General features: G+C 38.5%; 12 protein-coding genes. 4 read left to right on the top strand and 8 right to left on the bottom strand.

The features are described 5' to 3' along the window. Positions 1-39 precede the first annotated feature (39 nt). Entirely contained in the window at positions 40-840 is an 801-nt protein-coding gene (locus IAE53_RS02375) for a bifunctional hydroxymethylpyrimidine kinase/phosphomethylpyrimidine kinase (RefSeq protein WP_200135903.1), read from the bottom strand. After that, positions 840-1,310, bottom strand: a complete 471-nt coding sequence (locus IAE53_RS02370; protein WP_148422910.1) for a hypothetical protein — start codon at positions 1,308-1,310, stop codon at positions 840-842. Before IAE53_RS02370 ends, IAE53_RS02375 begins: the two co-directional genes overlap by 1 nt. Positions 1,311-1,406: 96 nt before the next feature. Between IAE53_RS02370 and IAE53_RS02365 the strand changes: the two genes are divergently transcribed. Then, positions 1,407-2,297 carry a YitT family protein gene (locus IAE53_RS02365; protein WP_139967967.1) on the top strand — a complete coding sequence of 297 codons (891 nt, stop codon included), beginning with the start codon at positions 1,407-1,409 and terminating at the stop codon, positions 2,295-2,297. A 43-nt stretch (positions 2,298-2,340) separates the two neighbouring features. Here the strand turns inward: IAE53_RS02365 and topA are convergent, their stop codons facing one another. The 5 genes from topA to IAE53_RS02340 all read right to left on the bottom strand — a co-directional run bounded on the left by topA (position 2,341) and on the right by IAE53_RS02340 (position 10,525). Continuing rightward, on the bottom strand, positions 2,341-4,449 hold the full coding sequence (topA, locus tag IAE53_RS02360) for a type I DNA topoisomerase (protein ID WP_200135893.1): 2,109 nt from the start codon (positions 4,447-4,449) through the stop codon (positions 2,341-2,343). A gap of 42 nt (positions 4,450-4,491) precedes the next feature. After that, entirely contained in the window at positions 4,492-5,361 is an 870-nt protein-coding gene (gene dprA / locus IAE53_RS02355; protein ID WP_148422912.1) for a DNA-processing protein DprA, read from the bottom strand. Positions 5,362-5,415: 54 nt separating this feature from the next. Continuing rightward, the gene (locus IAE53_RS02350) at positions 5,416-7,293 is read right to left on the bottom strand and encodes an ABC-F family ATP-binding cassette domain-containing protein (RefSeq protein ID WP_148422913.1); all 1,878 of its coding nucleotides are present in this window, start codon (positions 7,291-7,293) and stop codon (positions 5,416-5,418) included. Positions 7,294-7,394: 101 nt separating this feature from the next. Further along, positions 7,395-8,918 carry a glycosyltransferase gene (locus IAE53_RS02345; protein ID WP_200135892.1) on the bottom strand — a complete coding sequence of 508 codons (1,524 nt, stop codon included), beginning with the start codon at positions 8,916-8,918 and terminating at the stop codon, positions 7,395-7,397. An 8-nt stretch (positions 8,919-8,926) separates the two neighbouring features. Next, complete coding sequence (locus tag IAE53_RS02340; RefSeq protein WP_148422915.1) at positions 8,927-10,525, bottom strand: glycosyltransferase; 1,599 nt, start codon at positions 10,523-10,525, stop codon at positions 8,927-8,929. A gap of 266 nt (positions 10,526-10,791) precedes the next feature. On the opposite strand from IAE53_RS02340, the gene IAE53_RS02335 reads away from it, so the two are divergent. Further along, positions 10,792-11,730 (top strand): dihydroorotate oxidase, encoded by a 939-nt coding sequence (locus IAE53_RS02335; protein WP_200135891.1) that lies wholly within the window; start codon positions 10,792-10,794, stop codon positions 11,728-11,730. 30 nt (positions 11,731-11,760) lie between these two features. Here the strand turns inward: IAE53_RS02335 and IAE53_RS02330 are convergent, their stop codons facing one another. Next, a complete protein-coding gene (locus IAE53_RS02330; protein ID WP_148422917.1) occupies positions 11,761-13,017 on the bottom strand; it encodes an acetate/propionate family kinase in 1,257 nt (418 codons plus the stop codon). A gap of 250 nt (positions 13,018-13,267) precedes the next feature. Here IAE53_RS02330 and IAE53_RS02325 point away from each other — a divergent pair, with 250 nt between their 5' ends. Together IAE53_RS02325 and IAE53_RS02320 are read left to right on the top strand one after the other, a co-directional pair. Next, on the top strand, positions 13,268-14,125 hold the full coding sequence (locus tag IAE53_RS02325) for an N-acetylmuramoyl-L-alanine amidase (RefSeq protein WP_148422918.1): 858 nt from the start codon (positions 13,268-13,270) through the stop codon (positions 14,123-14,125). Beyond that, positions 14,125-14,424, top strand: coding sequence for a hypothetical protein (locus tag IAE53_RS02320; RefSeq protein ID WP_010278267.1), 300 nt, complete (start codon positions 14,125-14,127; stop codon positions 14,422-14,424). Before IAE53_RS02325 ends, IAE53_RS02320 begins: the two co-directional genes overlap by 1 nt. Positions 14,425-14,444: the final 20 nt, after the last annotated feature.

Raw genomic sequence — 14,444 nt, 5'->3', positions numbered from 1 at the left:
TAAAAAGCAACAGACACTCGTCTGTCGCTTAGCTATACCTTATCCCAAACGTCTTGCCGCTTGCCAAACATTGCCAACATTGAATTCATCATTCAACGCAACACCATTTTTGATACCCGCCAAAACAAATGCTTTAGCATCTTGTATCGTCTCTCGCATATCGTTTCCTATCATATTGGCAGCGATACTAGCCGAAAACGTACAGCCAGCACCATTATTATAAGGTAGTGATGTTATAACTTTCTCATTCTGGAAAATTGTAAATTCTTCACCGTCAAATAAAACGTCAACCGCAACATCCCCAGACAATCTCGCACCACCTTTAATAACAACATTTTTAGCCCCTTCGCCAACTAAACGACGCGCAGCCTGCTTCATATCATCGACGTTATGGATTTCAGTATTGGTGAGTAGCCCTGCTTCGTTTAAATTAGGCGTCAGAACTGTTGCCAATGGCAATAATCGATCACGAATTACCTGAGTTAATTCACTTTTACCATCTTTTAAGGCAGTCTCTTTAAAAATCATCACTGGATCAATGATGATAGGAATACTAATTGTCGATAAACAATCGGCAACCACATTGATAATGTCTACTGTAGGTAAAAGACCAACCTTAATCGCAACAATTTGATTCAATGACATAACAGAAGCCAATTGAGCTTTTATTACATTAATGTCAATTGGAAAAATTTGAAAACTATCAGCTTGTACAGTGACAATACTTGTAATGACACTCAATCCAACTACACCATACTCTTCAAAAGTAGCCAAATCAGCCTGAATACCACCGCCTGATAAAGAATCCGAACCGGCAATCGTTAAAACCTTGTTCACCATCATTGAGTGCTCGACGCTACAAAACTGATGTTATGACCATCATCAGTTACTTTCGTAACAATATCACTATCACTGCCAACCCATGAATAATAGCGATTATGGGCAATTGCCCATTTTTTTGCCTCAGCTAGCGTTTTTCCTTTCAGTTTGGCTGATTCCTTTATTTCGGCAGCAGTATCTTGGCTACTCGATGAAGCACTTGACGACGATGAAGATTCGCTCGACGTTTCACTGCTACTACTTGAATCATCTGAAGAACTACTGTTAGAATCCACTGTTTCCTCAACCGTACTGCTCTTTGACACTTTTTGTTGAATGGGTGTTGTCGTTTTCTGAGAATCAGAATAACCAATATAAACAAAAGCGCCTAAAGCAACAACAATTAATAAGGCTAACACAATAAAAAAATTGCGAATAGGATGCTTTTTTTTATAAAATCTTGGTCTTTGATAATAATTATAATCTGCCATATCCACCTCTTACTATTCTATATTATACCAAACATAACAATGTTTTTACTAGCAATATGTTATCATGGAAATTGAACAAATTAGCGAGGTTTTACGATGAATGTTACAAATTTAGAACGCATTTCTGTTCGTGATCTTGGTATGATTGCACTGGGAACAGCCCTTTATGGTTGGGGATTAATCAACATCAATATTCCAAATCAACTTGCAGAAGGTGGCGTGTCTGGTATCACGTTAATCCTACGCGCACTTTTTGGTTGGAACCCAGCCTACACCACACTATTGCTTAATGTTCCGCTTGTATTTATTGGTTATCGTGTGCTTGGTAGACGGTCTTTAATTTATACAATTTGGGGCATTTCTTCGCTTTCATTTTGGTTGTGGTTATGGCAAGTTGTTCCTACCCCACCGGCGCTTGATCACGACATGCTAATCGCTGGTCTGTTGGCAGGTTTTGTTTCTGGTTTAGGATTAGGAATCGTCTTTCGATTCGGCGGCACATCGGGCGGTACAGACATCGTTGCAAGAATTACAGAACAAAAACTAGGCATCCAAATTGGTCGAACAATGTTTGCGCTCGACGCAGTTGTTCTGATTATTTCTTTAATTTATATCGACATAGTACACATGATGTATACTTTGATAGCCTCATTTGTATTTGCGCAAGTGGTTAATTTTACACAACAAGGCGCTGCATACTCAGCAAGATCATTTATGATTTTCACACAATATCCTGAAGAAATTTCCCATGCGATTATGTCTGAACTCGACCGTGGCACAAGCCTGTTAAAAGCAGAGGGTGGCTACTCACACATTGATCAGCGCGTTGTTTACGCTGTTGTCGATCCTTCCGAAGTCAACATGGTCAGACATATCATTAATCAAATTGATCCGAAAGCATTTGTTTCCGTATTTGACACCCAAGAACAACTAGGTGAAGGCTTTTCCTACTTGCGCCCCAAAAAATCAATATTTAAGTTCAAATAAAAAGCGACCAATTTTTTGAAATAACGCACGTATTTCAAAAAAATTATTCGGTCGCTTTTTGTTTTGCCGTTGATTTGTTCGTCTTATCAGTTGATTCTTTAGGGGTTGTACCATCAGCCAACGTTTTCTCTGTTGGTTTATCCCATGTCACAAAATCACAATCAGGATAACGAGAGCAACCATAGAACGTCCGACCACGCTTTGTCTTTCGAGAAACGACCTGACCTTTGTGACACTTAGGACATGTCAAACCAATTTCTTGCACAATTGTTTTGGTATTTCGGCAATCAGGAAAACGAGAACAAGCATAAAATTTGCCATATCTGCCCATCTTAATCACCATCGGAGCACCACAAATTTCACAGTCCATACCTGCTAGTTCATCATGCATAATGACTTTTTCAAGAGATTTTTCGGCAGTTTCAACTTCTTTTTGGAAAGGTTTAAAGAAAGAATCAATTACCGGCACCCATTTTTTATCGCCTGTCTCTACTTCATCTAGTTCATGTTCAACAGCGGCCGTAAATTTGGTATTAGTAACATCTGGGAAGCTATCTTCTACAATCGTCTGAACGATCTCACCTAGTTCGGTCGGCACAAACTTTCGTGCATCAATACGCACATAGTTTCTTCGTTGGATTGTATCTAATGTTGGTGCATAGGTTGAAGGACGACCAACACCATTTTCTTCTAATGCTTTAATTAACGCGGCTTCCGTATATCTTGCTGGTGGCAATGTGAAATGCTGTTGCGGATCAGTTTTCGCTAATTTAACTTTGTCTCCTGAATTTAAGTCAGGCAAAGCATTATCCTTAACTTTGGCAGCTGGATAAGCTTTCGTAAAGCCCTGAAATTTGGTCTTTGACCCATTAGCTCTAAATATCACACCATTTTGCTCAATCGTGACCGCCATTGTATCCAAAATTTCTGGCGTCATTTGACTGGCTACAAAGCGTGACCAAATCAATGAATATAACTTAAATTGATCAGGTGTGAGTTTGTCCTTAATCAATTCTGGTGTTCGCGTTACATCAGAAGGTCTAATGGCTTCATGGGCATCTTGTGCGCCTTCAGGTAATTTACCTTGAATTGGTTTATGTTGAGAGTATTCCTCGCCCCATGTATCATGAATAAATTGCGCCGTAGCATTTTTAGCAACAGAAGAAATTCGGGTTGAATCAGTACGCATATAGGTAATTAAACCGACTTGTCCCAATCCGCGCCCTAAATTAATACCTTCATACAACTGTTGAGCAGCCATCATTGTCTTACGTGTTCTAAAATTAAGCTGTGTATTGGCGGTTTGTTGCATCGTTGACGTTGTAAATGGCGGTTGTGGTTGACGTTTCCGCTCCTTTGCATCAACTTTAACAATATCAAAATCACCATTTTTATCAATGCGTTTCAAAATTGACTGAACACTGTCGTTATCTGGTAATGGTTGCTTTTTACCATCGAATCCATAAAAAACTGACTTAAACTTACTTCGTGCTTTTTTAAACTCGGAATCCAGGGTCCAATATTCTTCTGGCTCAAAAGCTTGAATCTCACGCTCACGTGCAATAATCAAACCTAAAGCAACTGATTGCACACGTCCGGCCGACAGTCCCCGTTTCACAGTTTTCCAGAGAATTGGTGAAATTGAATAGCCAACTAACCGATCCAAGATGCGGCGTGCTTGTTGCGCATCCACCAAATCTTGGTTAATTGTACGTGGTGTCTTAAAAGCGTTCTTAATTGTATCTTTCGTAATTTCATTGAAGACAACTCTGTTAGGCTTTTCCGGATCAAGGTCTAAAATATGTTGCAAATGCCACGCAATTGCTTCACCTTCACGATCCGGATCGGAAGCCAGATAAACGGCTTTCGCAGCCTTGGCTTCTTTGCGCAAGCCTTTAATAATATCACCCTTACCACGAATGTTGATATATTTAGGATCATAGTCATGTTCAACATCAACGCCTAAAGTTGATTTTGGCAAATCCCGAATATGCCCTAAACTGGCAACAACTTTGTAAGTGCTGCCCAAATACTTTTCAATTGTCTTAGCTTTTGATGGGCTTTCCACAATAACTAAATTTTTTTTAACTTTTGATGTTTTTCGTTTTGTTGTTTTTTTCTTTGATGTTGTCTTTGTTTTTGTATCTGCCAATGAGATATGCCTCACAATTTGTTTTCTATAGTATATAGTGTATCAAATTGTGTCAAATAATTGTATGCTTTCCATGATATCAGTTGATTTTGTGACCATTTTTGCACCAAATCTTAATAGTTCATTTGCACCTAAGGAATTTTCAGAAAAAATTGAACCTGGCACAACCATCACTTCTCGATTATTTTGAAGGGCAAGGTTTGCAGTAATCAAACTACCTGATTTTTGTTGTGCCTCAATGACAAGTGTCGCTGATGATAGCCCTGCAATAATACGATTTCTCGCTGGGAAATGTGACCGTTGTGGACCAGTGCCAGGTGGATATTCACTCAATAACAGTCCTTGTTGCCCTATTTGATGTTGCAGTGACTGATTTTGTGCCGGATATGTCATATCAATTCCTGTACCAATAACTGCAATTGGTACACCTGAATTGGCAAAAGTGATTTGATGTGCCATCACGTCAATACCTTTAGCCAGACCAGAAACCACTGCAATACCTGATTTGACTACTTCGGGTAATAGATGCCTCATTACTGCTAAACCGTATGGTGTCGCTGTTCTCGTACCAACAACAGCAACATTAGGCAACCTTAAAGCTGCTAAATTCCCGACGTAAAACAATATTAATGGCGGCTCATAGATTTCTCTCAATTGCGGTGGATATTCATCATCAAAATATGTCAAAAAGTCAGATGCCATTGTCTCGGCTTGATTACAAGCCAGATGATAACTAGATTTGATATTATCAGCTTGCTGATAATTTTCAATAACTGAAAAGACCTCATCCAAAGACCAAGGGTAATGAGTGGATGCTAAATCATTCGCAATTGCATATATAATTTTTGCTTCTGCAGCACGCCCTATACCACGAGTTAAGTGTATTGCTAATAAAAATTGTTTTAACTGCATTTTGTCTCCCTCTTTTTTATGATACGAAATACAAAAAGAAAGCTCATAAATTAATTATGAACTTTCTACGATATCACTTAAATATTCCCAACGATCCATTTTGTTTTCAAGAGCCTTGTTCAATTGATCTAATTCTTGTTGTAGATCACCAAGCTTGACATAATCCGTGCCAAATGTTGCCATTTCATCAGGAATTTCGTTAATACGATTTTCTAATTTTTCAATATCTGTTTCAATCGTTTCCCACTCTTTTTTTTCATTATATGTGAGCTTTTTTTTGTTGCTTTGGTTGACTATTATTGGCTTTGGCTTGTTAACTTTAACTTGATTTACCGTTTCGTGAGTTGCTAGGTAGGCACTGAATAGGCCATCAAATCTGTTGACCACACCATTACCCTCAAACATGTACAATTGATTAGCCACTTTATCTAGAAAATAGCGATCATGAGAAACTGTGATAACTGCGCCATCAAAATTTGACAAGAAATCTTCTAGTACTGTTAACGTTCCAATGTCTAAATCATTCGTTGGTTCATCAAGCAATAACACATTAGGCTGCTGTAATAATAGTTTAAGTAGGTATAATCGGCGCTTTTCTCCCCCAGATAATTTACGAATTAAAGTGCCATGCATAAAGGGTGGGAACAAAAATTGTTCCAGCAATTCAGAAACACTGATTTGATTGCCATCTTTATCTTTAACCGAACCAGCAACATCTGTCAAATAGGCAATCACACGTTTGTCATCTGGAATTTTTTCAGTCATTTGTGTGTAATAAGCCATTTTTACCGTATCACCAAGCTCAATCACACCACTCGTCAATGGTACAAGACCAGCTATCGCATTTAAAAATGTTGATTTACCAGCGCCGTTAGCCCCTGTAATTCCGATGCGATCACCAGCAGACACACGCAAATTAAAATCATTCAAAATAGTTTTATCGCCAAACTGAATACCAGCGTGTTCTATAACAATCACTTTTTTACCAAGGCGCTGTTGCCCTAGATTGACGGTTACATCTTCGTCAGTTTGTAATGTTCCCACTTGTGACGCCAATTCGGCAAACGCGTTTTCACGTCCTTTTTGCTTCGTTGTTCTTGCCCGAGCTGACTTTCTCATCCATGCTAATTCTTGTTTATATAATTGTTGTTGCTTGTGTTCTGCCAATTGATTTTGGGCAACTCGCTCAGCTTTTTTTTCCATGTAATCTTGATAGTTGCCTTGATATTCAAACAAATCGCCAAATGATAGCTCAAATATTCTTGTGGCAACTGCGTCTAGAAAATACCGGTCATGCGTAACAGTTAAAACTGCCCCTTTGTATGAACTTAAGTACTTCTCTAACCAAGCAATTGAATCAAAGTCTAAGTGATTGGTTGGTTCATCTAAAATTAACAAATCAGGTTCTTCAATGAGCACTTGCGCCAATCCAACACGTTTGCGCTGACCACCGGATAAATCACTAATTTTATGATGTAAATCTGGCATGTGCAATTGTGTTAGAATGGTCTTAATTTGTGACTCGGTTGTCCAAGCATCATCACGATCCATAGCATCCTGTGCTTTTTCAAAATTTTGCGCAATTACTTCGTCAGTCGGTTGATTGCTAAATTTCCGCAAAGCAGTTTCATAATCGCGAATAGTCTGAAAAACAGGCTGTTCGCCCGATAAAATAGCATCCATTACTAAAGCATTATCGTCTAAAATTGGACTTTGAGTTAAATAACCAATGCGATAATCATTTTGGGTTGTAATAGTACCAGAATCTGCCGGCATCACGCCAGATATCGCGTTCAATAATGATGTTTTACCACTGCCATTAACGCCAATCAATCCAATTCTATCACCCGCCGTTATTAAAAAAGAGATATCTTTGAATAAGACTTTTTCGCCATACGTACTGTTTAAATTTTCTACTCTAAATTGTTTCATGGTACTATTTTACCTTTTTTACCCAAAATAAACTGATCAAATAGTGACAAGCGCGTTAAAAAATTATTGGCACTAGAAAGATCAGAGTAATTAGGTGTTCGTTAGTTTTTAAACACTTGTTGCCAAACATTGTAAATTTTTTCGGCTGAAAAGAACTTGGCTTTTTGATATGAAGCAGTGCTCATACTTGCCCATTTTGATGGATCATTCAAAATGCTTGCTACTCGCTGAGCCATAATATTTGCCGACGCAGTTGGTACCACATAACCATTACGATTATTCTCGACAATTTCATGAGTGGTCGTTGTATAATTTATCCGATATGAAACAATTGGCAAACCAAAAGCCAGCGCTTCAACCAAGTTCATCCCGAATCCCTCACCATGAGACGTTTCAATAATGACCTGCGCTCGCGACAGAGCTTCTTTTACGGCTTCGTAATTACCATACGGTGTAAAAATAACTGATGATTCAACTCCCAAATCACGCGCTAATTGTTGTAATTTTTGCACGATCTCTGTATTTGCGGGATAACCCATGAATTCTAAGGTTGCATCGTTGACATAACGTCTTGTCACTGACAAAACTTGTACCGCCGCTTCAGGATTTTTTTCTGGACTTAGGCGTCCTAAAAACAAAATACGATGATTCACGCGATCTCTAATACTTGTCTGAGATTGTGTCAGCATTGACTGCGATATGAAAGTATCGGGTGCAGTTTTCACATTAAGATTAGGATAACGTGCTTTAATGTCATGACGTTGTGCGTCAGTTGGGACTAAAATTGCATCAAACAACTGATTTTTTTGGGACAAAGCTATTTCATAAACTGGATAAGGCTCTCCGAGACGTGGCTGAACAACGTCCGGTGTATGTATATCATGAAAATAAGCAAATTTTTGTTTAGCACCACTCACTTTACCAACAGCTTCATCAAGCGTACGTCGATCAGAAATCAGTGTCGCCTCTTGATATTTTTTCACAATTTCATTGAGAAAAAATGTCAATAATTCATTTTCTGAATTGAATCGATAATGATGCCCTCGATAATTTAATAGTTGCCACATTGTTGGTTGAACGAGGCCATTTATAGCCATGTGTGTTATCTCAAGGACCACATCACCATTTAAGTTCAAAAAACGTTGTGTGGCTAAACTACCATCCGGATGGAAAGTATCCACACTAGACTTAAATCCACGCCAATCCCAATTTTCGCGAATGGTAGGATTGCCAGCACGATCTTCAAAAATGACTTCATTAACTAATCCCACTGTCTCAGGCATTACAGTAATGGTGGCAATTCGACGTCCATTATGATTTAAAAAGCTTTGATTAGGCCCATCAGCTACAATGTGATATGTATCCAAAGGTAACATTTTGAGCAAACGCAAGTTTTGCTCTACTCTTTTAATATCAGTCGTACCTTGAAAAAAATCATACATATTTAACACCACATCTGGTGTCAAGCCAACCGCTTTAAGATCGCGATCAAGTAGGCGATTATAGTTACGAGTCACATATTTGGCAGCATCATTAAATGCATTGAATAGCTTCGTTCGTTTAATTTGGGCGTGCTCAGTGCCAGAGTTAAATGAAAAGATATTTTCACTAATAAAAAAGTTCATGTTGTCACCTACCTCCCTAAATTAGTCGCCGCTATTTTGTGCTGCCATTTTTGATTAGCATCATCAATTAATTTTTGCCAGGCAGCCATAACATTGGTTTCACTATATCGTTCAGCCGATTGATAAGCACCGTCAGAATAGCGTTGTGCCAATCTGGGGTCGCGTAGCACAGTTAGCACAGCATTGGCCATAGCTTGATAATCACCATAAGGCACAATTTTGCCATTAATATTATCTTGGACAATTTCATTTGGTCCGTAATTGACATCATAAGTCAATGCAATCAAGCCATGAGCAATACCCTCCATGATTGCCAAATTAAAGCCTTCCATTCTTGAAGTTAAGCCATAAATCATGGCTTGATTTTCAACTGCATCAATATTGGTTGTATAGCCTCTCATTGTGACAGAATCACCGAGATGGTATTTGTCAATCACTGCTTCAACAGCACGCTTTGCTCGGAAATCATCTGTCGGATCGGCATAACCATACAAGTCCAAACTGACCTCAGGAATTTCTTCTTTTACAATTCCGACAGCTCTTACTAAGTCATCCAAATGCTTTTCCCAAGCGATTCTTGCAAATGCGACAACCTTACCAAATTGCCGCTCTCCAACACGTACTCTTTTGGCATGTAGTAGCGTATCTTTAACAATACCGACAGGAATTGTGAATAATGGGACACTAGGTTGAAAACGTAATTTAATATCACGCGTTTGTTGCGGCGTAGCTGAAACGACCGCATCGTATTGATTCAAAGCATTCATGGCAAATTCATAATTGTTATTCAAAACAGATTGCATTGGTTCCTGTGCATCACCAGCATGTGAATTGTGTAAGTGCAAAACTGTATAGGCCGGATTTTTAAGGTGTAACAGGCCATAATCAGCTAAATGACTGCGGTCTAAAATAAAGATATTAGGCTCTAAAGTATTAAAAAAAGTTTGATTAATTGCGTCTAAAAAATAGATAGTTAAGTCTTCTATTGTATCAAAGTCATAACTAATTTCGTTAAAAGTCAAATGCCAATTGGTTCGAATCAATTCCGACTGATGATTAACTGTCTTAGTGGTTTTAAAAAAGCTTTCCAAAACTGGCTGTCCATGAACGTCTAACCATGTTTCTGATTCAATTTTGTTATCCGGGGTATACCATTGTTGTAGCGACTTAAAGCCTCGAATATCATAGTGATCAACACGGTACAAATTACCAAAACCATCAAAAAGCTCGACGGATTTCACTCGCTGTGTTTCTGCGTTATTATAGTTAACACGAGCCACCAGCTTTTTACTGTTATCAACTACTAAATATCGATTATTTTGTGGCTCATCATTAAATTCTAAGTCAACAACACCAAAATCAAGATCTTTAATGGTCAACTTTTGCGTTGCAACAATCGTCGCTTTTTGAAAATAATCAAACATATTGATTAAGTCATCATCATCAATGCCGGCTGCTCTGGTTTGCCGGTGACATTCAGGATCCCAATCTCGTAAAATTAGTTTTTGAGCGATATGATTTTTTTTGAATAACATAAATCGCTGAATTTCAGCATGCTCAATGCCTGATTTTTGTTCTGGCATGGTCGCATTAATGTGAAAAATCATGATTCACTCTCCTTTTCTGGGCACCTATTTTAAACAGAAATGTCAATTCATTGTGCCTTTCAACGAACTAAAAAGTCACAGATCGTTCAAATTGTATCTTTATTTGATATCAAATATCTATTCTTAAGTTTAGCAAAATCAACCTTAAATTGCGAATAACTGCCATTAATCATTACAAAAATATCATTATATTGAGGGTTTATATTTTTGATATTTTCAGCTATAATTAAATAAATATTTCACAAGGAATGAAGGGATTTTCTACTATGAACTTAACTGCTACAATTGCTGGTTTTAACTTTGAACACGTTATGCTAAACGCCGCTGGTGTGATGTGTCAAACCGCCGAAGAATTAGACAGCGTGCTGGCATCAGCTCATACAGGTGCTGTGGTGACCAAATCGGCTACCTCTAACTTACGTCCCGGAAATCCCGCACCGCGCTATTATGAATTGCCCAACACACTAGGCACTATCAATTCAATGGGACTTCCTAACGAAGGCTTTAACTACTATATGGACTATGTCACAAAAAAGCAGAGCCAAAAGCCTATTTTCTTTTCAATTGCTGGATTATCAAAGCAAAAAAATCTTGATATGTTGCATCAATTACAAGATTCAGAATTTAGTGGTTTAGTTGAACTCAATCTTTCTTGCCCAAATGTTCCTGGAAAACCACAAACTGCCTATGACTTTGAAGCTACTCAAGCGATTCTGACTGAGGCGTTCGCATTTTTCAAAAAACCTTTAGGTGTTAAGTTACCTCCCTATTTTGATATCGTGCATTTCGATGACATCGCCAACATTTTAAATCAATTCCCATTGGCATTTGTCAATACAATCAATTCAATTGGTAATGGTTTGGTAATCGACGATGATACCGACACTGTTGTCATCAAGCCAAAAGGCGGATTTGGTGGTATAGGCGGAACGCTGGTCAAAGCGACTGCGCTTGCGAATGTTCGCGCTCTTCGATTGCGTTTAAATCCTGAAATCAAAATTATTGGGACAGGTGGCGTTACTTCTGGGCGTGATGTTTATGATCATATTTTATGTGGTGCTGATTTAGTAGAAGTTGGCTCACAGCTAGCCATTGAGGGTGTTGCCGTCTTTGAGCGACTCGAACATGAATTGGCCGACATCATAACCAAAAAAGGTTATTCATCCCTTGCGGAATTCCGCGGTCAACTAAAAGTGATTGCATAAAAAAAGTTGCCATTCATTTGGCAACTTTTTTTATGAGTTATTTTTTAAATGTTCAACATCACGTGCAATCATTAATTCTTCATTTGTTGGAATCAACAAGCCAGTAACCGTCGACTCGGGCTTTGTTATGACTGTTTCCTTACCACGAACATTGTTTGCCGTCTCATCCAAGACAACACCAGCAAATTGCAAGGCATTCAAAACTTTCGCACGAGTGACTGGATCATTCTCACCAATACCAGCAGTAAATATGATAGCGTCAACACGTCCTAATTCAGCAAAATATTGACCAGCATATCGAATCACGCGATCATAAAACATATCCAATGCCAATTTGGCGTGAATGTTTGTTTCTTGAACGTCTTCCAAATCACGCATATCGCTAGAAATTGTTGAGATGCCAAGTAATCCAGATTTTGTGTTTAGCACTTTCAACATTTCCTCGTTAGAAAGACCTTCACGTTCTTGAATGTAATAAATCAAAGATGGATCAACATCTCCTGAGCGAGTTGCCATTGTTAATCCAGCTAATGGCGTGAAGCCCATCGACGTATCAAATGATTTACCATTTTTGATAGCTGTTACAGACGCACCGGCACCAAGATGAAGTGAGATGGCGTTGAATTCTTTCAAAGGTATACCTAATTTTTCAGCCGCACGTTCCATGACATATCGATGTGAAGTCCCATGAGCACCATATTTTCTTGCGCCATAACGCGCATAGTATTCATAAGGTATGCTGTACAAATAATTCTTTTCAGGCATAGTCTGATGGAAAGATGTATCAAACACGGCCACAGAGGTGGCGTGAGGTAATAGCTTTTGGAATGCTCTAATCCCCATTGCGTTGGCTGGATTGTGCAATGGTGCATAAGCTGCCAAACGATCAATTTTAGCCAAAACTTCTTCTGTCACCACTACCGACTGATTAAACCACTCACCACCAGCAACTACCCGATGGCCAACCCCAGTGATTTCCTGAAAATCTTTAATAATACCCAGATCAGACAACTTTTGTAACATGATATCAATGGCTTCATGATGATCTTTAATAGCCAAAACATGCTCGTATTTTTGACCACCATTTTTAGTGAGCGAAATCTGTCCTTCTTCGGCGCCAATCAAACGAACAGGTTCAATATCTGCACCATACTTAATAGTAATAACGGCATCAGGCATTCCAATCCGTTCAACCATACCTTGTGTAATTACTTTTTCTTCGGGCATTTCTAATAATTGAAATTTCAGTGAAGAACTACCGGCGTTTACTGCCATTGTTTTTGACATCTGCGTCTACTCTTTTAATCCTTTGTTTATACTATTGTTCCTAATTTAGGAATTATGCTTATTTATTGTAACATATTTCAACAATAATGAAAACGTTTACACAAAACTTTCTTAGCAAAGATTTTTTATGTGTCAAATTAGTTTGTAGTGGTGCTACTACCTACATGAGATTTTAAAACTTCTTGGTACGTTTAAAAAGAAATATGATACAATTATTAGCGCAAGCAAAGAAGCATATTTTAGGATAATTATGGTAAAAAAGTGGCTACTTAGTAATTTAATTGGTGTGATTATCACCACAGTTGTCCTATTAACGACGGTGGGATTAATTGTATCGCTTATCTCAAAAACTGAAACTTTCACACGACCCGATAATGTACAATTACGAACCGGCCCCGGTCGTCAATATCGTTCAACTGCTTCGCTCAAGCGTGGCACAAAATTGATTATCTTGGACAAACAAAACGGTTGGTGGCACGTCCGACGCTCTGATAATGAAAAAACTGGCTGGGTAGCGAGTTGGGTTGCAAATGCCGTTAACCTGAAACGTGCTACGGCATTGAGTGAAGCTACCATTGTGTTAGATCCTGGTCACGGCGGCACAGATACCGGCGCCTTATCTAAGAATGGCAAGTATAAAGAAAAAACTTATACATTAAAAACGGCTAGACTAGTCCGTTCCGCCTTAGCGCCAAGTGGTGCTCGCGTTTTGATGACCCGAGACAGTGACAATATTGTGCCTCTACTCAAAATTCCCTTGGTTGGTGAAAAATATAAGGCAGATGCACAAATTTCGTTTCATTTTGATTCCTCCACAGTGAGTGCTTCAGGTATTTCTCAATTTTATTATCATAAAAATGGTCAAAGCCTAGCTCAAGCATTAAGTGACAGTCTCAACAATATGCCTCTGACTAACCGTGGTGTTGACACAGCACCATATATTGTCCTCAAAGATACGACCCAACCTGCCGTTTTGTTGGAAAATGGTTTTATCAATAATAACAAAGATCTCAAGTACATTCGCAAAACCAGTTATCAAAAGAAAATCGCAAAAAATGTTGTTGCTGGACTCACGACCTACTTCACCAAAAATACGGAGATGAAATAATGGCCCTATTCAAAAAAACACAAACAAAAATCGAACAAAATGCAACTACTCAGGCAACGGAACATGTCGAAGAAAAGCTTGAAGGCATGATTGTACAACCATTCGCCTATAAAAAGCTATTGATTATTTATCGTATTGAACAATACCCAAGCACTAGTAATCACATCGACAACAAAATTTTAACTTTCGATCAAAAAGAACCGCTATCCGAGCGCCGCTATAACGAAATTATCGAACGATTGAAGAACGATGAAAGTGATCGTATTTCAATCGTCAACATTTTACCTCTAGTTGACTAAAAAAATCGCATCAAAATGAT

The sequence above is a fragment of the Leuconostoc sp. S50 genome (assembly GCF_016624925.1).
Taxonomy (GTDB): domain Bacteria; phylum Bacillota; class Bacilli; order Lactobacillales; family Lactobacillaceae; genus Leuconostoc; species Leuconostoc pseudomesenteroides.
The sequence above is the reverse complement of the archived record's forward strand: the minus strand, read 5'-3'. Positions and strand labels throughout refer to the sequence as shown.

Coding starts and splice junctions, on each gene's coding strand:
- IAE53_RS02375 (WP_200135903.1), bottom strand. CDS start 840: ATGGTGAACAAGGTTTTAACGATTGCCGGTTCGGATTCTTTATCAGGC.
- IAE53_RS02370 (WP_148422910.1), bottom strand. CDS start 1,310: ATGGCAGATTATAATTATTATCAAAGACCAAGATTTTATAAAAAAAAG.
- IAE53_RS02365 (WP_139967967.1), top strand. CDS start 1,407: ATGAATGTTACAAATTTAGAACGCATTTCTGTTCGTGATCTTGGTATG.
- dprA (WP_148422912.1), bottom strand. CDS start 5,361: ATGCAGTTAAAACAATTTTTATTAGCAATACACTTAACTCGTGGTATA.
- IAE53_RS02350 (WP_148422913.1), bottom strand. CDS start 7,293: ATGAAACAATTTAGAGTAGAAAATTTAAACAGTACGTATGGCGAAAAA.
- IAE53_RS02345 (WP_200135892.1), bottom strand. CDS start 8,918: ATGAACTTTTTTATTAGTGAAAATATCTTTTCATTTAACTCTGGCACT.
- IAE53_RS02340 (WP_148422915.1), bottom strand. CDS start 10,525: ATGATTTTTCACATTAATGCGACCATGCCAGAACAAAAATCAGGCATT.
- IAE53_RS02335 (WP_200135891.1), top strand. CDS start 10,792: ATGAACTTAACTGCTACAATTGCTGGTTTTAACTTTGAACACGTTATG.
- IAE53_RS02330 (WP_148422917.1), bottom strand. CDS start 13,017: ATGTCAAAAACAATGGCAGTAAACGCCGGTAGTTCTTCACTGAAATTT.
- IAE53_RS02325 (WP_148422918.1), top strand. CDS start 13,268: ATGGTAAAAAAGTGGCTACTTAGTAATTTAATTGGTGTGATTATCACC.
- IAE53_RS02320 (WP_010278267.1), top strand. CDS start 14,125: ATGGCCCTATTCAAAAAAACACAAACAAAAATCGAACAAAATGCAACT.